The sequence below is a fragment of the Acinetobacter lactucae genome (assembly GCF_001605885.1).
In the GTDB taxonomy this organism is placed as follows: domain Bacteria; phylum Pseudomonadota; class Gammaproteobacteria; order Pseudomonadales; family Moraxellaceae; genus Acinetobacter; species Acinetobacter lactucae.
On sequence record NZ_LRPE01000039.1, the window covers coordinates 216775 to 235184 of the forward strand.

Genomic DNA, 18410 nt, shown 5'->3' on the forward strand with positions numbered 1-18410 from the left:
TGAGATAAGATAGAGTGAGTTTAGAACCAATCGCCCCACAGAACTTTACCGATTACGTGACCTACTCAGAACGTAAACGGACTCGATGGGAACGTTTTCTCGACAAAATAAAGCCACGTTCTGCTGCCATGCGTACCACTATTTTGGTACTGCTGGTGGTGTTCTTTAGTTTGTTTATGTCGTTATGGTTCTTTTGGCGCACTCTTTATTTACCTGAAATTCAACAACACGCCCGTTATCTTGCAGTCGAGCTTGAACTCGTCAATAACCCCGATATACGAATTTTTCATCGTGAAAATGAAGTAGATATTGATGCGTGGTTGCGTAATCGAGTCGGTATTGAATACGTTACCAACCCCAAAGAATATCCAAGTGTCCGAGAAAAGGTCATTGCGGAGTTTTTTACTAATCATGTTGAACAAAAACTGGCAAATGAGATCGGGACTAAAGACGTTACCGTTTACTTCCAGTTTAAACCGAGCCCACGCATTTGGATTCAAACTCCGGAAATGCATGGAAACTGGGTTCGTGAGCCTTTGAAAACCTATGCCAACTACAGTCCTGAGCTCTTAGTGGGTTGGGTTGTGGGTGTTCCATTACTGTCCGCTATCATTATTTTGATTTTGGTCAGACAGATGAACCGCCCTCTGCGTCGTTTGCAAAATGCTGCCAATGAATACAGTAAATCCGGAACAGCACCTTACCTTGATACCAATCACGGTCCATTAGAAATTCGTCAAGTAAACCAAGCCTTTAATCGCATGGTCTACACACTCGATCAGACTGAGCGTGAACGACGTATTATGCTGGCAGGTATTTCACATGATTTACGCACCCCGCTTACACGCATACGTTTAACAGCAGAGATGCTGCCTGATGAGTTTTTACGTGAAGGCTTGGTCTACGATGTAGATGATATGGATGCAATTCTCAATCAGTTCATTTCGTATATGCGCGATGGTTCGGATGAGGAATTGAAAGACACCAATATCAACATGCTTTTGCAAGAATTAGTCGTGCAATTTAAACCTCTCGATATTCAATTCGAAATGCAGGATGTGCCTATTATTCCGGCACGTAGCCTTTCTTTAAAAAGATTGATTGCCAACTTGATTAATAATGCAAAACGATACGGTGCTGAACCAATTGAGCTCAGTGCAAAAGTTGAAAATGAATATATTTTAATTACCGTTGCTGATCATGGTGAAGGTATTCCAGCAGATCAAATTGAAGAGTTAATGCAACCTTTTGTTCGCGGAGACTCAGCAAGAACCATTCAAGGCAGTGGTCTTGGGCTGGCTATTGTTAAACGTATTGTCGATATTCATCATGGCGAGATTCAAATTCATAATCGCCAACAAGGTGGTTTAGAAGTTATTATTTCTTTACCCATCCCAAAACCGAGTACTGAAGAAAATACCACGACGAATCCTTTGGAAAAAATAAAGCAAACATTGAGTGAGCGCTTTTAATTTAATCAATCAGCAATTAAAAGCCTTGTTTTAATAGTAAATAAAAGCAATAAAAATCAATTAAATAAAAATCATCAATATAATTTATACCGCCATTTATTTACAAAATTAGACCTTAGCCTAACATCTATGCACTTTTCAATTTTTCATAGCTAAAATCCCCTATGTTTTGACAATATTGAGGATGTCCAATGTCTTTAAGTCGTATTCGCCTAGCTTCTCTTCATGACAAGGTCATCAGTGCTGAACAAGCTGCGCAATTCATCGAAAATGGAATGACCGTTGGTATGAGTGGTTTTACTCGTGCCGGTGAAGCTAAAGCTGTTCCACAAGCACTTGTAGAGCATGCAAAGAAAAATCCGTTAAAAATCACGTTAATTACGGGTGCTAGCTTAGGTAATGACTTAGACAAACAACTCACGGAAGCAGGTGTTTTATCTCGTCGTATGCCATTTCAGGTAGACAACACATTACGTCGTGCGATTAACAACGGCGAAGTTATGTTTATTGATCAACATTTATCAGAAACTGTTGAGCAAATGCGTAACCAGCAACTTAAACGTCCAGACGTTGCGGTGATTGAAGCAATTGCGATTACTGAAGATGGCGGCATTATTCCAACAACTTCTGTAGGTAACTCTGCAAGCTTTGCTATTTTTGCCGAAAAAGTTATTGTTGAAATCAACACCTCTTTAAGCGAAAGCTTTGAAGGTCTACACGACATCTACATTCCGACTTATCGTCCAACACGTACTCCAATTCCATTAACAAAAGTGGATGAGCGTATTGGTACAACAGCAATCCAAATCGATCCTGCAAAAATTGTAGGTATTGTATTTAACGATACACATGACTCACCATCAACCGTAACTCCTCCAGATGATGAGACTCAAGGCATCGCAAACCACCTTATTGCTTTCTTTAACAAAGAAGTTGCAGAAGGCCGTTTACCAAAAAATCTTGGTCCATTACAAGCAGGGATTGGTTCTATTGCCAACGCTGTATTAACAGGTTTAAAAGATTCTGATTTTGAAGACCTCATTATGTACTCAGAAGTACTACAAGACTGTACTTTTGAACTCATTGATGCAGGCAAAATGAAATTTGCTTCTGGTAGCTCAATTACCCTTTCTGCAAAATGTGGCGAAAAAGTTTTTGGCAATATCGAAGCTTACAAAGACAAATTAGTGCTCCGCCCACAAGAAATTTCCAACCACCCTGAATTGGTACGTCGTTTAGGTATCATCGGCATTAACACTGCACTTGAGTTTGATATTTACGGTAACGTGAACTCAACTCACGTATGCGGTACTAAAATGATGAACGGTATTGGTGGTTCAGGTGACTTCGCTCGTAACGCACACTTGGCAATCTTTGTGACTAAATCAATTGCTAAAGGCGGCGATATCTCTTCTATCGTGCCGATGGTGAGCCACGTTGACCATAGTGAACACGACGTTGATATTTTAGTGACAGAGCAAGGTTTAGCAGACTTACGTGGTTTAGCACCTCGTGAGCGTGCTCGCGCTATTATCGATAACTGTGTACACCCACTTTATCGTGGTGCATTAAACGACTACTTTGATCGTGCATGTGCTAAAGGTGGACATACTCCTCACTTACTTCGTGAAGCATTGTCTTGGCATGCAAACTTCGAAGAAACAGGTCAGATGCTTCAAGCAGAACCAGTTGCAAAATCAGCTTAAATCACTGGTTTAATTCAAGCACTCCCTCGGGAGTGCTTTTTTATTTGTTTAATTTATTGATAAAACACTGCTCAAGTCCTCATTTTTATTTTATCTTTTCAGCACATCAAAACAAAAAGTAGAAATCCATATGTTTATTATTCGTCAATTTACAAATGCAGATCTGGATGATGTGGTTATTTTATGGGAAAGCTGTGGCCTGACCCGCCCTTGGAATAATCCTGAAACCGATATTTTCAGGAAAGTCTCACAACAGGATGATTTGTTTTTGGTTGCTATTAAAGATGAGCAACTGATTGGCACGCTTATGGGCGGCTACGACGGCCATAGAGGCTGGATTAACTATTTAGCTGTTCATCCCCACCAACAACGCTTAGGAATCGCTACAGCGCTCGTTCAGCAGCTTGAAAAGCGATTGATTGCCCGCGGTTGTCCAAAACTACAATTACTTGTCCGCAAAGACAATTTAAATGTACTGAACTTTTACGAACAGCTTGGCTATGACGAAGTAGAAGCTGTGTGTTTAGGAAAACGACTTATTAGCGATAATCCACCCGACTAGCGCACCTAGTCCACACTTTCTTTTTCGCTATTAAAAAAACATATTTGGGCTTGGGGATAAGTAACTATACTTGTGGATAAAACGGGATTTATACACAGGTGAATTAACGATGTGTTGGGGCAAAATAGATAGACATAAAAAAAGCCCTATACGTTAATGTATGGGGCTTTTTCGAATATGGTGGCGAGACCCAGGATCGAACTGGGGACACACGGATTTTCAATCCGTTGCTCTACCTACTGAGCTATCACGCCGATGGCCTGTATTAAGCCGCATCTCAGAACAATAGTCAACAATTATCCTGAGTTTCTGATTTAAATGAGTATTTTTTATACTTAAAAAAAATCCCTGATGGGATCAGGGATTGAAAACACAAATAATGGTGGCGAGACCCAGGATCGAACTGGGGACACACGGATTTTCAATCCGTTGCTCTACCTACTGAGCTATCACGCCGAAGTGGGCGTATTAAACAATGTTTATAAGAAGACGTCAAGCAACTTCCGTATTTTTTGTAACAAGTGATTATTTTTAAATCACAAACACAAAATAATAGAAGCTTTTAGTGATGTAGTTTACCAATGTGAGCCAAACAGCGATGAATCGCGCCACAGCCTGGTTCAAAAGTTTTAACACCTTTTGACTCTTCTATACGGCAAGCTTCTTCAACTAAGCGCTCAGCTACCCCACGACCACGGTTAGCAGGATGCACAACAATATATTCAAGAACCTTGCTTTCGCCTTGTCCTGAAGACCAAATTGCACCTATAATTTTGGTGTTAAATTCAGCAGTGTATAGCGTGGTATACTGTTGTAAATCTTGTTCAAGTTGTTCAATCGCATCGTGCCCGTCACCAAACTCCGGACTTGTATCATACAAACGCTCAAGCTGATCGCGGATCTCTGAATTATCTAGAGAACTATAAGCATGTACGGTAATAGGCATTGATTAACCCTCCTGAGCAAACTATGATGCTGTCACGAATTCGTCACAGCGAAATTGTCGTTAACATCCAATCATTTTTGACGTTTTTTGAGGAACGTGTCCATGACGCAACGTATCAGTGAAGTGGTTAGAAATACCAATGAAACCAAAATTCGAGTTCGTTTAAATCTCGACGGTACTGGTCAAGGCACACTAAACACTGGAGTTCCATTTTTAGACCATATGATTGATCAAATCAAGCGACATGGCTTATTTGATATCGATATTCATTGTGACGGAGACCTCGAGATTGATGATCACCACACCGTAGAAGACTGTGGAATCACGCTTGGACAAGCTTTTGCACAAGCTTTAGGTGATAAAAAAGGTTTAAAACGCTATGGTCATTTTTATGCACCATTAGATGAAGCTTTATCTCGCGTAGTTGTCGATTTATCTGGTCGTCCGGGATTATTTATGGATATTCCATTTACCCGTGCACGCATTGGTACATTTGATGTCGATTTATTTTCTGAGTTTTTCCAAGGTTTCGTAAACCATGCGCTTATGACCTTACACATCGACAACTTAAAAGGTAAAAATAGCCACCACCAAATCGAAAGTGTATTTAAAGCACTTGCTCGTGCTTTACGTATGGCATGTGAAGTTGATCCACGTGCAGAAAACACGATTGCATCGACAAAAGGTAGCCTCTAATGACACGTATCGCGTTACTTGATTATGGCATGGGCAATCTACACTCAGCAGCGAAAGCTCTTGAGCATGTGGGCGCTACAGTCGATGTGACCAATGATCCAAAGTTAATTGCACAAGCTGACAAAATTGTTTTTCCGGGCGTTGGTGCAATGCGTGACTGTATGCAAGGCATGCGTGAAGCAGGGATTGATGAAGTAGTACGTAAAGCTGCTTTTAATAAACCTGTTCTTGCGATTTGTGTAGGCATGCAAGCACTACTAGAAAGCTCAGAAGAAAATGGCGGCGTAGATGCACTAGGTATTTTTGATGGTGTTGTAAAACATTTTCCTCAAATGGAAGGTTTAAAAGTGCCGCATATGGGCTGGAACCAAGTTCACCAACTGGACCCGAACCATCCAATGTGGAACAACATCGAACAAGATGCTCGTTTTTACTTTGTACATAGTTACTATGTCGAACCAAAAGATGAAAGCGTTGTAGCTGCAACTTGTGATTATGGTGTGAATTTCTGCACAGCAATTCATAAAGATAATTTATTCGCGACTCAATTCCACCCAGAGAAAAGTCACACTGCTGGTTTGCAGTTACTGAAAAACTTTGTGGAATGGAATATTTAATCTGATTTAAAACTGAAAAAGATCAGGTCTAGATAGCCTGATCTTTTTTTTTATTTATAATAACAACCAATCATTTATAGAATGATATTTTATTCAACAAAATATTGAATATTTCTACTTTTAAATAAAACCAAATGATTAGGAAAACAAAATGAATTCACCTTTCGAAAATCAACCGATTCAACAAGATTCCCCCTTTAAAGCTAGTGGTCGTTTTGGGCGACTCTCTTATGCTGCTTGGACATTCTTATTTTCACTCGTCATCGGCATCGCTGTTGTTGCCATCGCATTCACTTTTGGATTTACATCTAGTCAGGATCTAACAGGCCTTTCTACAGCAGGCATGATTGTTATCGCCATTCTTTATATTGTCTGCCTCTATGTAAGCTTTGTATTTACAATTCGTCGCTTACATGACCGCAATAATACAGGATGGCTTTCATTGCTAATGCTCATCCCTGTCGTAAACCTCATTTTCATGATTTATCTCTTTGCGGCAAAAGGTACAGAAGGCAATAATGATTACGGCCCACAACGCCCTACCCCAGGTTGGGAACGCGTTTTAGGCTGGATTTATATTATCCTGATTCCACTTGCTTTTGTTTTTGCTATTGTTGCCACAATCATGGCTCCAACCTATGAAGGCTATGTGGAGAAAAGCGAAAGTGTTGTTATTGGTACACCTTCTCAGTCTGAATAATTTTTAAAGATATTCATAAAGCCTAGTTCTCTAGGCTTTATTCATATATAAAGTGAATAGCCCAATTTATTTGTACGCTGTTAAATATGTCCGAAGCCGTTGCCCTTCTTGATAAAGCCTCTATTCAGCAGCTACCCCCTTTTGAAAATCTCAACCAACACAATATTGTGGTGATTGAAAATAGCGAACAATGCAAAACTATTGAAGAAGAATTAAAAAACGCCGCAATTTTGGGATTTGATTCTGAGTCTAAACCAACTTTTCGAGTAGGTGAAGTGTCGACAGGTCCTCATTTGATTCAGCTTGCCACAGCACAAAAAGCCTATTTATTTCATGTTAATTCATCAACTTTAAAATTTTTACAGCCGATTTTATCTAACCAAAAGCAAATTAAAGTCGGCTTTGGCCTCAAAAATGATAAGCATATTTTCCATAAAAAAGGTATTGAGCTGGAAAGTTGTGTCGACCTTGCTAAAGGCTTTAGTCATTTCGGTTTTACCCAGCAAATGGGCTTACAAAAAGCAGTAGCTTTGTTATTTGGGCAGTACCTTGCAAAGTCGAAGAAAGTCGGGACTTCAAACTGGGCACGAAAACCACTCACACCACAGCAAATCAGTTATGCTGCTGCCGATGCGTATGCTGCATTATTGGTATTTGAAGCGCTCAGAAAACAAAGTCTATTACCGAGTCACATTTCACAAACCATTCAAACCGCACTTCAAGCGTAAAGTTATAAAAGTCTTTTCTAAGGCTTAGCGATTGATCAATACTTTGCTAAGATGTGCACAATTTCATAATCATGATGAAGCAAGGAGCGGAAGCATGCTAATCATTCCAGCAATTGACCTGAAAGATGGTAAATGTGTGCGTTTAAAACAAGGGCGTATGGAAGACGATACTGTTTTCTCTGACGATCCAGTTGCAACTGCCCAGCATTGGGTAAATGAAGGCGCACGTCGTTTGCATTTGGTTGATTTGAATGGCGCTTTCGCAGGTACTCCAATTCATAAACCTGTTGTTGAAGCAATTGCTAAAGCTCAACCAGAATTACCAATTCAAATTGGTGGTGGTATTCGTTCATTAGAAACGATTGAACACTACTTAGAAGCTGGCGTGACTTTTGTCATTATTGGTACAAAAGCAGTTCAAGAACCTGAATTTGTAGAAGAAGCATGTAAGCGTTTTGCAGGCCACATCATTGTTGGTATTGATGCCATGAATGGCATGGTTGCAACTGACGGTTGGGCAAACGTTACTGATGTTAAAGCAACTGACTTAGCAAAACGCTTTGCAGATGCAGGCGTGTCTAGCATTGTTTATACAGACATTGCGCGTGATGGCATGATGCAAGGCGTAAATGTTGAGCAAACTGTAAACTTGGCTCAATACTCAGGCTTACCAGTAATTGCTTCTGGTGGTGTAACTAACCTTGATGACGTTCGTAACTTAAAAGGTCAACCGGGTATTTTAGGTGCGATCACAGGCCGCGCAATTTATGAAGGTACGCTAAATCTTCGTGAAGCTCAGCTGTTGTTAGATGAAAACCGTCTTTAATTGTTAAGATGTAAAAAAGAGCCGCTTTAGGCTCTTTTTTATTTTTGATTATCTTTAATTTAATAATTTTTCTAAATCGATTACCTCATCCGCAATTTCCATCGCATAGGGTGAATGCGTAATCATAATTATGGATGGAACGACTTGCTGAATATATTCAAGTATATTTTTTGCTGTACCAACATCTAAAGCTGCCGTCGGTTCGTCTAGGATGATAAGCTGAGGACGGGCTAAAACACCTCGAAGAATACAAATTCTTTGCTTTTCTCCTCCTGAAAAATTCTTATAAATTTCAGTTAGATCATCATCGAGTGTGAGTTGATGCTTTTTCAGAATATGTAATAAATTAAACTGCTCAAGCATTTGAAGTAAGTAAGAATCTTCATATATATACTGTGAGTTATAGACCAAATTCTCTCTTAAAGAATAAGGAAAAATAACAGGTTGCTGTGCAACATAAACCACTTCATCAAAAATATGCTTAGAAAACCTATGACTAATATCAATACCTTTATACAAAAGCTGTCCTAATTGAATCTGATACACACCCATTAAATAATTCATCAGAGAAGTTTTACCTAGCCCTGTTTGACCAATTACCACATACGTTTTATTGGCTGATATTGTTAAATTAAAATGATCTACGGTTCTTTTTCCTAATGAAAATTTAGCATTTATAAATTGGAAGAGAACCTCAGAATGTTGAATGGCAGAAGACGTATATTGTTCTTTCTTGAGGTTAAAGTACTGCCGATATTTTGCTAGAGCAACAAAGTTTCCATTTAAGCGCATCAAGCTTTGGGAAACCGCCAGAAAAGGGTTGGTGAGTTGAATAATATAAGTACTTATCAATACAAAAGCGCCAGGGGTTAATTGCTTTTCAGTTGAAAGAAATACTGTAAATAGCATAAAAATGAGTAAGAATAAAAAAATCATAAACAATTGAGAAATCATCAACAGTCCTATTTTCTTATTCCTATCTTTAGCTGTTGTAATGGATAAATTTAGAGTGTCATTAAATTTTGATAACTGAAAAGGTACCGCATTTTTCACTTTAATTTCATAAGAGTTTGATATCTGATGTATCAAATGACTATTCACCTGATTATCTTTTTGGTACATCGCATCGAATAGTGAACTGCTTTTTTTATTTATATGAAATGAAACTAGAAAAATAATAATAGCGATCAATAAAAAACTAATACTAAAAAGTAAACTAATGGTCGTGAACAAAACTACGAAAATCATAACCAATTGAAAAATAATTGGTCCTAAATGAAGAAGTAACGTTAGATTAATCTCACCAAAAGCAGAGCTTCCTCTTGCAAGATCACTAATCACGGTTCCAGTTTCAATTTGATCTTGTTCATCTTTTTTGAGATTTAAGTAATTTTTTAATCCTGCAAAAATTAGTGCCCCTTTGAAATCTACCATCAAATAAGCACTAAAAATATTTTTTGCCCAATTACATAACTCATTCGCTAACCATGCTGCGGCATAAGCAAGTGCGATCAGATATAAAAAATTAAATGGAAGTCGAACATCAAGTGGAAAGTCATATTCCTGTGCAGAATAATCGATAATAAGTTTTAATAAGTATGGCAATAATGTTGTAAAGAATGCTGTAAACATTACTAATAAAAACATAAGAAACATACTCCCCTTCTGCTTCTTATATTTTTCTTTAGAAATCTGCCATAAAAATTTATAGTTTTGAATATCTTGTGAACTTAATAAAAACTTCATTTCCGTATCTTTTTTCTATTAAAACGAATTAAAAATAATTTCATTACATAAGAAATATCATAACTTCTCTTATTTAGTCTTATCCGTGTTTTTTGTTTAAAATTACACCGATAAACTTTTAAATTTTTTTTATAAAACCTTAAAGTCTAATCAATCAATACACCACATTACGAATAAATTTCAGAACTTCATTACCACTATTAATATAGGTGTAAGTCACTGAACTGGCATATATAAATGAAGAACCAGCAACGAGGGTTTTTGAGCTATCTGCAAACTGTATGGTCAACTCACCTTCTAATACATAAATAAGCTCTTGCCATCCTTCCGGGTCTGCTTCAGCAACATAAGACTCTCCTACTGCCAATGACCATGTCCAAAGCTCAACTTGAGTATGAGATGGAACTGAGGCTAATAAAGTAGCATTACTCTCTTCTTTGCTACCCTGCCAAGCGAGTGCATTTACTAAGACTTGTTCTTTATGCTCAGGTGCACTCACAATCGTTCTGAAATCTACACCCAACACGACTGCAATCGCATCGAGTTTAGCCAAGCTAATATTAACTTGCCCTGTTTCCAATGCAGCAATGGTTCGTCTACTTACTCCTGCCTGATCGGCCAAGTCCTGTTGGCTTAAATCTCGTTCATCTCTTAAGGAACGGATATTTGTGCCGACATGCTGTAAAACGGTACTCGACTGGCTCATAAATTAACGCAGCAAATAAAATATGAGCAATATATTGCACAAAATAGAAGAATAGCGCAATATGTGCAGTATATTGCACAATTCGTTCTAACTTGAATATGTCACCAATTTCTTTAAGTTCAAACAAAGCTCCACAGTTAGCTCTCATTTTGATTACCATCATTTGGGGTGGAACATTTCTTACGGTGCAATATGCACTTAACTTTTCGTCGCCTATGTTTTTTGTAGGCTGTCGTTTTGCTGTAGCGGCTCTGACTTTGCTACTTATTTCATTAAAAAGTATGAAAGGAGTCACTTTAAAAGATTTAGGCGCGGGTTGTGCAATTGGTCTTGTGATCGCCGCAGGCTATGGCACCCAGACGATTGGCTTGCAAACCATTCCAAGTAGTGAGTCGGCTTTTTTAACAGCACTCTATGTCCCGCTTGTTCCTATTTTAATGTGGCTCATCTTTAGAAAAACTCCACATATCATGACCTGGGTGGGAGCCGCTCTTGCCTTTGCTGGACTTGTTTTATTGACAGGAAATGGTTTTGAGAAAATTTCCTTAAGTTTTGGGCAGCTTTTAACAGTACTTGGTGCCTTTGCGATTGCTTTAGAAATTATTTTTATTAGCTACTTTGCTGGAAAGGTAAATTTACGCCGCGTCACCATCATTCAACTCGGTGTCGCATCTCTACTTTCTTTTGCCATTATGCCTGTCGTGGGTGAACATACGATTCCAGCATTTTCATGGCCTCTTGTGGTGATTGCTGTTGTATTAGGCTTAGCCAGTGCACTCATTCAATTTGTGATGAACTGGGCTCAACGTGTGGTTGACCCTTCGCGTGCTGCAATTATCTATGCAGGCGAACCTGTTTGGGCAGGAATTATTGGTCGAATTGCGGGTGAGCGTTTGCCATTGATTGCTCTTCTGGGTGGAGCATTAGTCGTTTTAGGTGTCTTAGTCAGCGAACTAAAACTTAGATTGCCAATTAAAAAAACTAAAAGAATTCGAGAATAAAAAAGAGAGCTTAACGCTCTCTTTTTTATTTATTAAGATAGATACATCGGACGGTTATCATTTAAAGCAATCAAGCCGCGAATTGCACGATATACAATCCAGATCCACGCAGCACCAATCACGCCAACACAGAATACTGTCGATGAGATGGCAACACCTGCAAATAGATCGGTATTTTCACCCGTGAAGAACAAGAAAATAAACGGCAGAAAGGCAATAATATTCCAAGCGAGATACCACCAGAATGTTCTGATTTGCCATGTAAAGTGGCTCGCAAAAATTGAACCTTGCACATCAGAACGTTTTACGTAGTTAATAATTAAAGCAATAACTGCAAGTAAGCCGCCTGTAAAAATGGCAACAATATAAAGTACATATAAAATAAGTGTTAAAGTACGATTTGGATCTTGGTCGATAGAACTATTCATTTTTATACCTCTCAAGTTTAATAAAACAATTTACTTTTATGAGCCCCGCAACACATTTAAGGGAGAAATTAGCCACAAAATCAAAAGTAAATGAAAGAATATGGTACAAAAATAAATCTTACGAAAGGGTTGTTTTTGTGTTTTATGTCTCAGTTTTTGTTGTGCCCACCATGCAGCAGGCCAACCTCCTAAAAAGCTAACGATGTGTAATGTTTGCTCAGGCACACGGCGATTACCCAATTGTGCAGCTTCTTTGTCTTGTGAATATAGCCAATAACTTAAGGCATTCATCATTAGAACAAACAATAAGGTATAGGCGGGTAAAAGATGAATAAAACTCATAATTCCCATTAAAACAAAATAAAACACAATCCCCATTTGCATTGCAGACCACGGCCTAGCTTGAAAAGATGATTCTGCTTTTGCAGGCTTTGAAGCTTTCCCAGTTTGTGAAGCTTTTAAATAGGTGACCTGCTGGGCACGAAAGCGGCCTCGCTCATCAAGAATCACCCGATATTCCAGTGCACAGCCAATAATTGGCCGAGGTCCGGGGCGTGCAAAATCTTTTATATGCAAAAAGACTCGCTCTTTTTCAGCATCATCCGGCTGAATAAAGCCATAACCTTTTTCATCGAACCATTCGACTAAACGCCCCTGATCTCGCATCTTTATTCCCTTTTATGCTTTTACATGGCTTAAACGATCTTGCATCATTGCTCGCATTTCCTGCGGGTCTTTTTGCAAAATGTCGTCGCCAGTACGTCCTTCTTCTTTATTTTTTTGAGCAACTTGCAAACGCATTGACCAAAAACGGCAAGCCGCCATTGCCAAGAATACATCTAAACACTCAAGTTCATCTGAGGTAAGCGCACGAATTTTTTGGTATGCCTCTAAGTAAGCAGCTACTTTGTCAGAGTTTAAATGTGCTGCTGGATATTCGGTACAAAAGTCATTGATGGTAATTGCGATATCAAATAGCAATTCATCTTGATTTAGCTCGTAAAAATCTAAAATACCTTGTAACTGCTCACCTTCAAACAAAGTATTGTCACGGAACAAATCTGAGTGAATAAAACCTGTTGGTCGGTTTGAGTACTGCGCTGTTTTTACATTAAAAGCTTGATAAACCTGCTCAAGTAACACTTGGTCATCTTGAGTCATCTTGGGTTTAAGCTGTTCTGCAACGCCTGTCCAGTATTGATGATCACGGCGATATTCACGTTCAAGTGGAAAATCTTGTAAAGCCACATGCAATTTCGCCTGTGCATCGGCAATTGCTGCAACTTGCGCTACTGTGGTTTGCATGGGATGGTGTCCCATTAAACGTGGTGCAATCTGTGCTGGCTTTTCTGCAATCACATGAACCGCTTGTCCGCTGTGCTTTAATGGCACGGCAACGGGTACATCATGAGTTCCCAATTGTTCAAGAACAGGAATGAGTTCACCTGCCCCTTGTGCATCTAACTCTTCAAAAACGGTGAGTACATATTGCTTGCGGTTTACATCAACCAAAAAATAATTGGTGTTTTGAATACCTCCCTGAATTGGGTTCAGCTCCAACACCTCTAATCCATAAGGTGCAGCAAAGGCGCGAACTTCATCTAAACTCAACGGGGTATAAACCGACATGGAAAACCTGCAAAAAACATCTGTGAAGTTTGATAGAATACCTCTTCCCTCCATGAAGGTGTAGCGCCTGTGTAGGAACTTTCACCAACGGCGATTATTTTTGGAAAAAGCTATGCTTGCTAAACGTATTATTCCTTGCCTAGACGTTGATAACGGACGCGTAGTTAAAGGCGTTCAATTCCTCGATATTCGTGATGCGGGCGACCCAGTTGAAGTGGCACGTCGCTATAACGAACAAGGTGCAGACGAAATTACCTTCTTAGACATTACCGCTACACATCATGGACGCGATACCACTTACCGTACTGTTGAACGTATGGCCGAGACTGTATTTGTGCCATTAACTGTGGGTGGTGGCGTACGTAAGGTTGAAGATATTCGTGCGTTATTAAATGCAGGCGCAGACAAAGTGAGTATTAACTCGGCTGCCGTATTTAACCCTGAATTTGTTCAAGAAGCGTCACAGCACTTTGGCGCGCAATGTATTGTGGTTGCGATTGATGCCAAAAAAACTGGCGACAACAAATGGGAAATCTTTACCCATGGTGGTCGTAAACCAACCGGTATTGATGCGATTGAATGGGCTGTAAAAATGGCTGACTACGGTGCGGGCGAGTTACTGATTACCAGTATGGATGCCGACGGTACTAAAGCGGGTTACGATATTGCTTTAATGCGTGCCATTAATGACCGCGTGACCATTCCAACGATTGCATCAGGCGGCGTGGGTAACTTACAACATCTTGCAGACGGGATTTTACAAGGTGGTGCCGATGCAGTATTGGCAGCAAGTATTTTCCACTTTGGTCAATATACGATTCCAGAAGCTAAGCAATATTTGGCTGAACAAGGCATTGAAATGCGCTTGTAAGCTTATTGATATTTAAAGGGGCGATATGCCCCTTTATTTTTTATGCAGCACCCTCTATTTCTTTCACTTCACTAGGAAGTTCTATTTTTTCTTTTTTCTCGACCCATTTTGCCGGAAAGATTTTCTCTACTGCTTGAGACAGTGGTCTAGCAAGCGCTGTAGGTAGCCGAATACCCAAAGGATTTTGTTCTTTTAGGTCTGCCGAAGATACCACACGTGTCCCCATCACATAATCAAACCAAGGCTTGGTCACACACCAATTCGCATCTTGATTAGAGTTCATGTGGTGATCGTAATGCCATGGAATTTTACGCTTTGCCCAATCCGGCTCTAAATGTGCACGGCGATGAATATAGTAATAATTACCGGCACTGTACCAAGCTGCGAGTGCCATACCTTTTGAAAATGGATAGAAAATTGCACTTGAAACGGTTGCCACGACTGCCAGTGAAATTAACTCATTTTTAGTTCGCCAGTTGCCAACGCCCTCAACATAGCAATTATCATGAAATTGTTGTTTACGTACTTCACGATGGTGTGCCCAATGAGATTCCATGCTTTTTGGCACAGGGCTATAACGTGGTTTTCCGGCACGATGTACACCATGCAAAATATATTTGTGTGCCACCCATTCAAATGCATTCGCAACTGCAATTCCGGCAATAAACCCTTTTAACATCACCTAACTCCTTTTCTTTTTATTCAGAATATAAAATTCGTTATGCTAGGTATTGACCAGAATTTATGGTTTCATTGACAAATCACGACAAGAAAGAGGTGGTTAGGGATGCCACAATTAAAAAATTATACAGGCTCAGTGTATGGAGGGCTGGGACATCTATTAAAAGCTTATTGCGAAGCCAATCAATTAGCTATTCCTGAACAATTAGAACAAGTTCAAAATCTGGAACGCTTTGACTACGTCGTTTGGCGTGACCTATTAGAAGTGATTTATAAACTAGACCCAAAGCCAGGTTTAGGGCTAGAAATTGCCAAATATGTGCAACCCAAACACTTAGGGATTATTGCCTACCTTGCTCTCTCTTGCGATGACTTAGGTGAAGCCTTAATTCGCTATCATGATTTTCATCGTCTAATTTATGACGGGAGCCCATTAGTGGTTGAGCTACAAGGAAGATATGGTTGTATTCGCTGGGAAGCGACTGAGCTACACCCTACCCAGCTTACCGATGAAATCGCGATTGCACTGGTGATTCAATTCTTACGTCTTTTTATGTCTCATGAAGACGTGCATCTACATGAAGTACGTTTCTTAAATACTGCCCCTAAAAATATTAGAGTCTATGAACAATACTTTCAATGTCCCGTTCGTTTTAGCCAGCCACGTACAGAGTTACTCATTCCAATTACAGAAATTAATAAGCCGCTTAGCAGCGCTGACCACACGTTACAGCAACTATTGGTGCAGCAAGCACAAGCGCTTTTAGAGCAATTACCAAATTCAACCCAACTTGATCAGCGTTTACAGCATTCAATTTTGACTGGTCTACAAAAGAATCAATATCAAATTGAGCATATTGCCGCTCAATTAGGTCTGTCAGTTCGACAACTCCAACGACACTTACAACAACAAGGCACCACCTTTCAGGAACGTGTTCAGCAAGTCAGATTTATGCTCGCAACCGAATATTTAAAAGATCCGCATTTAAGTTTACAAGAGATCGCACTTTTGCTTTGTTATTCGGAACAAAGTGCTTTTCAAAGAGCATTTAAACATTGGACTAATCAGACACCCCAACAATGGAGAGATCATTTTTTAGACAAAGAATAACCAACCAAAACTTACAAATCTTTTCTTGATTAAAACAACACTGAAAACAAAAATTTCATATAGTCACATGCTTCAAATTTTTGTGACGTATTTCACATTAATTAAAATAGATTAAATAGATGAGTAATCACAATGAATAAATATTTTGCTGAATTTCTAGGTACGTTTTGGCTAGTCTTTGGTGGTTGTGGTAGCGCAGTATTAGCCGCAGCTTTCCCTGAACTTGGTATCGGCTTTGCAGGTGTAGCCCTTGCCTTTGGTTTAACCGTACTCACAGGTGCTTATGCTCTAGGGCATATCTCAGGTGGACATTTCAATCCCGCGGTAAGTGTTGGCCTTTGGGTCGGTGGCCGCTTCGATGTTAAAGATTTAATTCCATATATTGTTGCTCAAGTGGTTGGTGCGACTGCTGCTGCATTTGTTCTCTATATTATTGCTCAAGGCCAAGCAGGCTTTAGCGGTGTTGGTGGCTTTGCTACCAATGGTTTTGGTGATTTATCACCAAACAAGTTTGGCTTAAGTTCAGCGTTCATTATTGAAGTCGTACTTACGGCGTTCTTCTTAATCATTATTTTAGGTGCAACTGACCGCCGTGCACCTGCTGGCTTCGCTCCTATTGCAATTGGTTTGGGCTTAACACTCATTCACTTAATCAGTATTCCAGTTACAAACACTTCGGTGAACCCTGCACGTAGTACAGGTGTTGCGTTCTTTGCTGAAACGGCTGCATTAAGTCAGTTGTGGTTGTTCTGGGTAGCGCCGATTTTAGGTGCTGTTATTGGGGCGATTATTTATAAAGTGGTAGCTGGGGAGAAGGATTAACTGCACGACCGTAAATACCCTGTTCACTCAAATAGTAGTTGTGTAGGTAATGCCTCACTTTTGAATGAGCAAAAGTGACAAAACTCATTCGTTTCACTGACGTTACTTCCATGTAACGCAGTGAAACAGGCGGCATCCGTGCCGCCGTCGCGATAGCAAATTGAGTAAAATAATATTTATTACAAAAACGGATTATTAATTTCTTGCTCAGCTGGACGTTCAATTTTCTCAGGCAATTCTTCTTTTTCCAAAGCTGTAACCACATCGTTTAAAAAGCTCTGTAAGGCTTTTGCCTGCTCTAGCCCGACTTTGTCTTTAGTGATTTGCAAATTGCCATAAATGCTGACGCAATCGACATCATTTTCTAATGTTAAATCTTCAATTGATGAAGACTCTGTACCCTTTTCAAATGGCTTAAACATAAGTGTTATCTCGTTGTTATATCTTCACAGTGTAATACGACCAATTTAAAAAAAATCAATCAAAATTAAAAGTGCCGATAAAATTAGAAATGCTCCCATCAGGATATTAAAATATTTCAAACGGTTGCCCTGATTGAGCACAACTGAAAATTTATCGCCACATAGTCCCCAAAAAAACAAACATGCATAGCAAGTGAAGAAATAAATAACGATAAAGACCGGCAATGACTGCGGGTTTTCAATGCTTGTAAACATGGTAATACCTGACACACAAGCCAACCAAGCTTTGGGATTCAGCCACTGTAATAAGAACCCATCTTTAAAATTGGGAATAATCATCTGTTCGACAGGAGCATTTGAAATTGAAATATTGGCGGCGGAGAGAATAATTTTTATGCCGATATAACAAACAAATAGCGTTCCACAAACTGCAAGAATTTTTAATACAACAGGAAACTGAGTTAATAAACTCTGAAGACCAAATGCCATAAAAATTAAAAGTAAGGTAAATCCAATGGTGGCGCCTGAAATATAGGGAAGCGATCTTTTTAAACCGTGATTTAAACTGGTCGATAAAATGACTGTATTTACTGGGCCTGGGGTAATAGACATTGCAAATGAGAAAAGAAACATCGAGGCAAACATTGTTATTGTCCTTATTAAAATAAGATCCATAGACAGATCTGTCTATAGATTCTATTTTAAACAATTACGGTTTTGCAATAACAACAAAAAACGAC

22 protein-coding genes and 2 tRNA genes are annotated in these 18410 nt (G+C 39.3%); 13 read left to right on the forward strand and 11 right to left on the reverse strand.

Annotated elements, in window-relative coordinates; translation table 11 throughout:
• Positions 1–14 precede the first annotated feature (14 nt).
• The 4 genes from AWW73_RS17000 (at position 15) to AWW73_RS17010 (ending at position 3740) form a co-directional block, all read left to right on the forward strand.
• Positions 15–1472: an ATP-binding protein gene (locus AWW73_RS17000; protein WP_062850238.1), complete on the forward strand. Its 1458-nt coding sequence runs from the start codon at positions 15–17 to the stop codon at positions 1470–1472.
• A 33-nt stretch (positions 1473–1505) separates the two neighbouring features.
• Positions 1506–1628, forward strand: coding sequence for a hypothetical protein (locus AWW73_RS18845; RefSeq protein WP_081409693.1), 123 nt, complete (start codon positions 1506–1508; stop codon positions 1626–1628).
• A 35-nt stretch (positions 1629–1663) separates the two neighbouring features.
• On the forward strand, positions 1664–3178 hold the full coding sequence (locus AWW73_RS17005) for an acetyl-CoA hydrolase/transferase family protein (RefSeq protein WP_016142851.1): 1515 nt from the start codon (positions 1664–1666) through the stop codon (positions 3176–3178).
• A gap of 130 nt (positions 3179–3308) precedes the next feature.
• Complete coding sequence (locus AWW73_RS17010) at positions 3309–3740, forward strand: GNAT family acetyltransferase (RefSeq protein ID WP_016142850.1); 432 nt, start codon at positions 3309–3311, stop codon at positions 3738–3740.
• Between the two features lie 178 nt (positions 3741–3918).
• Here the strand turns inward: AWW73_RS17010 and AWW73_RS17015 are convergent.
• From AWW73_RS17015 to AWW73_RS17025, 3 genes are all read right to left on the reverse strand, one after another.
• Positions 3919–3994: transfer RNA gene (locus tag AWW73_RS17015), tRNA-Phe, on the reverse strand.
• A 126-nt stretch (positions 3995–4120) separates the two neighbouring features.
• Positions 4121–4196: transfer RNA gene (locus tag AWW73_RS17020), tRNA-Phe, on the reverse strand.
• 106 nt (positions 4197–4302) lie between these two features.
• Positions 4303–4686, reverse strand: a complete 384-nt coding sequence (locus AWW73_RS17025; RefSeq protein WP_002116928.1) for a GNAT family N-acetyltransferase — start codon at positions 4684–4686, stop codon at positions 4303–4305.
• 102 nt (positions 4687–4788) lie between these two features.
• Between AWW73_RS17025 and hisB the strand changes: the two genes are divergently transcribed.
• The 5 genes from hisB (at position 4789) to hisA (ending at position 8253) form a co-directional block, all read left to right on the forward strand.
• A complete protein-coding gene (gene hisB / locus AWW73_RS17030) occupies positions 4789–5382 on the forward strand; it encodes an imidazoleglycerol-phosphate dehydratase HisB (RefSeq protein ID WP_002116767.1) in 594 nt (197 codons plus the stop codon).
• Positions 5382–5999, forward strand: a complete 618-nt coding sequence (hisH, locus tag AWW73_RS17035; protein WP_031949537.1) for an imidazole glycerol phosphate synthase subunit HisH — start codon at positions 5382–5384, stop codon at positions 5997–5999. Before hisB ends, hisH begins: the two co-directional genes overlap by 1 nt.
• 151 nt (positions 6000–6150) lie before the next feature.
• Positions 6151–6699 carry a DUF805 domain-containing protein gene (locus AWW73_RS17040; RefSeq protein WP_062850239.1) on the forward strand — a complete coding sequence of 183 codons (549 nt, stop codon included), beginning with the start codon at positions 6151–6153 and terminating at the stop codon, positions 6697–6699.
• A gap of 86 nt (positions 6700–6785) precedes the next feature.
• Entirely contained in the window at positions 6786–7427 is a 642-nt protein-coding gene (locus AWW73_RS17045) for a 3'-5' exonuclease (protein ID WP_057106288.1), read from the forward strand.
• A gap of 94 nt (positions 7428–7521) precedes the next feature.
• Entirely contained in the window at positions 7522–8253 is a 732-nt protein-coding gene (gene hisA / locus AWW73_RS17050) for a 1-(5-phosphoribosyl)-5-[(5-phosphoribosylamino)methylideneamino]imidazole-4-carboxamide isomerase (RefSeq protein WP_000905538.1), read from the forward strand.
• Between the two features lie 54 nt (positions 8254–8307).
• On the opposite strand, the gene AWW73_RS17055 is transcribed toward hisA, so the two are convergent.
• Together AWW73_RS17055 and AWW73_RS17060 are read right to left on the reverse strand one after the other, a co-directional pair.
• Positions 8308–9999 carry an ATP-binding cassette domain-containing protein gene (locus tag AWW73_RS17055; RefSeq protein WP_062850240.1) on the reverse strand — a complete coding sequence of 564 codons (1692 nt, stop codon included), beginning with the start codon at positions 9997–9999 and terminating at the stop codon, positions 8308–8310.
• A gap of 154 nt (positions 10000–10153) precedes the next feature.
• Complete coding sequence (locus tag AWW73_RS17060; protein WP_061874364.1) at positions 10154–10705, reverse strand: helix-turn-helix domain-containing protein; 552 nt, start codon at positions 10703–10705, stop codon at positions 10154–10156.
• 98 nt (positions 10706–10803) lie between these two features.
• Between AWW73_RS17060 and AWW73_RS17065 the strand changes: the two genes are divergently transcribed.
• Positions 10804–11706: a DMT family transporter gene (locus tag AWW73_RS17065; RefSeq protein ID WP_062850241.1), complete on the forward strand. Its 903-nt coding sequence runs from the start codon at positions 10804–10806 to the stop codon at positions 11704–11706.
• Between the two features lie 32 nt (positions 11707–11738).
• On the opposite strand, the gene AWW73_RS17070 is transcribed toward AWW73_RS17065, so the two are convergent.
• The 3 genes from AWW73_RS17070 to AWW73_RS17080 are packed head-to-tail and all read right to left on the reverse strand — an operon-like array spanning position 11739 to position 13763.
• A complete protein-coding gene (locus AWW73_RS17070; protein ID WP_061874366.1) occupies positions 11739–12134 on the reverse strand; it encodes a DUF4870 family protein in 396 nt (131 codons plus the stop codon).
• Between the two features lie 36 nt (positions 12135–12170).
• The gene (locus tag AWW73_RS17075) at positions 12171–12800 is read right to left on the reverse strand and encodes a DUF1294 domain-containing protein (RefSeq protein WP_016143697.1); all 630 of its coding nucleotides are present in this window, start codon (positions 12798–12800) and stop codon (positions 12171–12173) included.
• Between the two features lie 12 nt (positions 12801–12812).
• Positions 12813–13763 carry a homoserine kinase gene (locus AWW73_RS17080; protein WP_016143698.1) on the reverse strand — a complete coding sequence of 317 codons (951 nt, stop codon included), beginning with the start codon at positions 13761–13763 and terminating at the stop codon, positions 12813–12815.
• 112 nt (positions 13764–13875) lie between these two features.
• On the opposite strand from AWW73_RS17080, the gene hisF reads away from it, so the two are divergent.
• Positions 13876–14634: an imidazole glycerol phosphate synthase subunit HisF gene (gene hisF / locus AWW73_RS17085; protein ID WP_000880078.1), complete on the forward strand. Its 759-nt coding sequence runs from the start codon at positions 13876–13878 to the stop codon at positions 14632–14634.
• A gap of 40 nt (positions 14635–14674) precedes the next feature.
• Here the strand turns inward: hisF and AWW73_RS17090 are convergent, their stop codons facing one another.
• Positions 14675–15313, reverse strand: coding sequence for a hypothetical protein (locus AWW73_RS17090; protein ID WP_062850242.1), 639 nt, complete (start codon positions 15311–15313; stop codon positions 14675–14677).
• A gap of 108 nt (positions 15314–15421) precedes the next feature.
• Here AWW73_RS17090 and AWW73_RS17095 point away from each other — a divergent pair, with 108 nt between their 5' ends.
• Positions 15422–16426 carry an AraC family transcriptional regulator gene (locus AWW73_RS17095; protein WP_016143700.1) on the forward strand — a complete coding sequence of 335 codons (1005 nt, stop codon included), beginning with the start codon at positions 15422–15424 and terminating at the stop codon, positions 16424–16426.
• A 132-nt stretch (positions 16427–16558) separates the two neighbouring features.
• Entirely contained in the window at positions 16559–17248 is a 690-nt protein-coding gene (aqpZ, locus tag AWW73_RS17100) for an aquaporin Z (RefSeq protein WP_031949547.1), read from the forward strand.
• A 179-nt stretch (positions 17249–17427) separates the two neighbouring features.
• Here the strand turns inward: aqpZ and AWW73_RS17105 are convergent, their stop codons facing one another.
• Positions 17428–17670, reverse strand: a complete 243-nt coding sequence (locus tag AWW73_RS17105; RefSeq protein WP_016142837.1) for a hypothetical protein — start codon at positions 17668–17670, stop codon at positions 17428–17430.
• A gap of 45 nt (positions 17671–17715) precedes the next feature.
• Positions 17716–18315 (reverse strand): LysE family translocator, encoded by a 600-nt coding sequence (locus AWW73_RS17110; RefSeq protein WP_062850243.1) that lies wholly within the window; start codon positions 18313–18315, stop codon positions 17716–17718.
• Positions 18316–18410 lie beyond the last annotated feature (95 nt).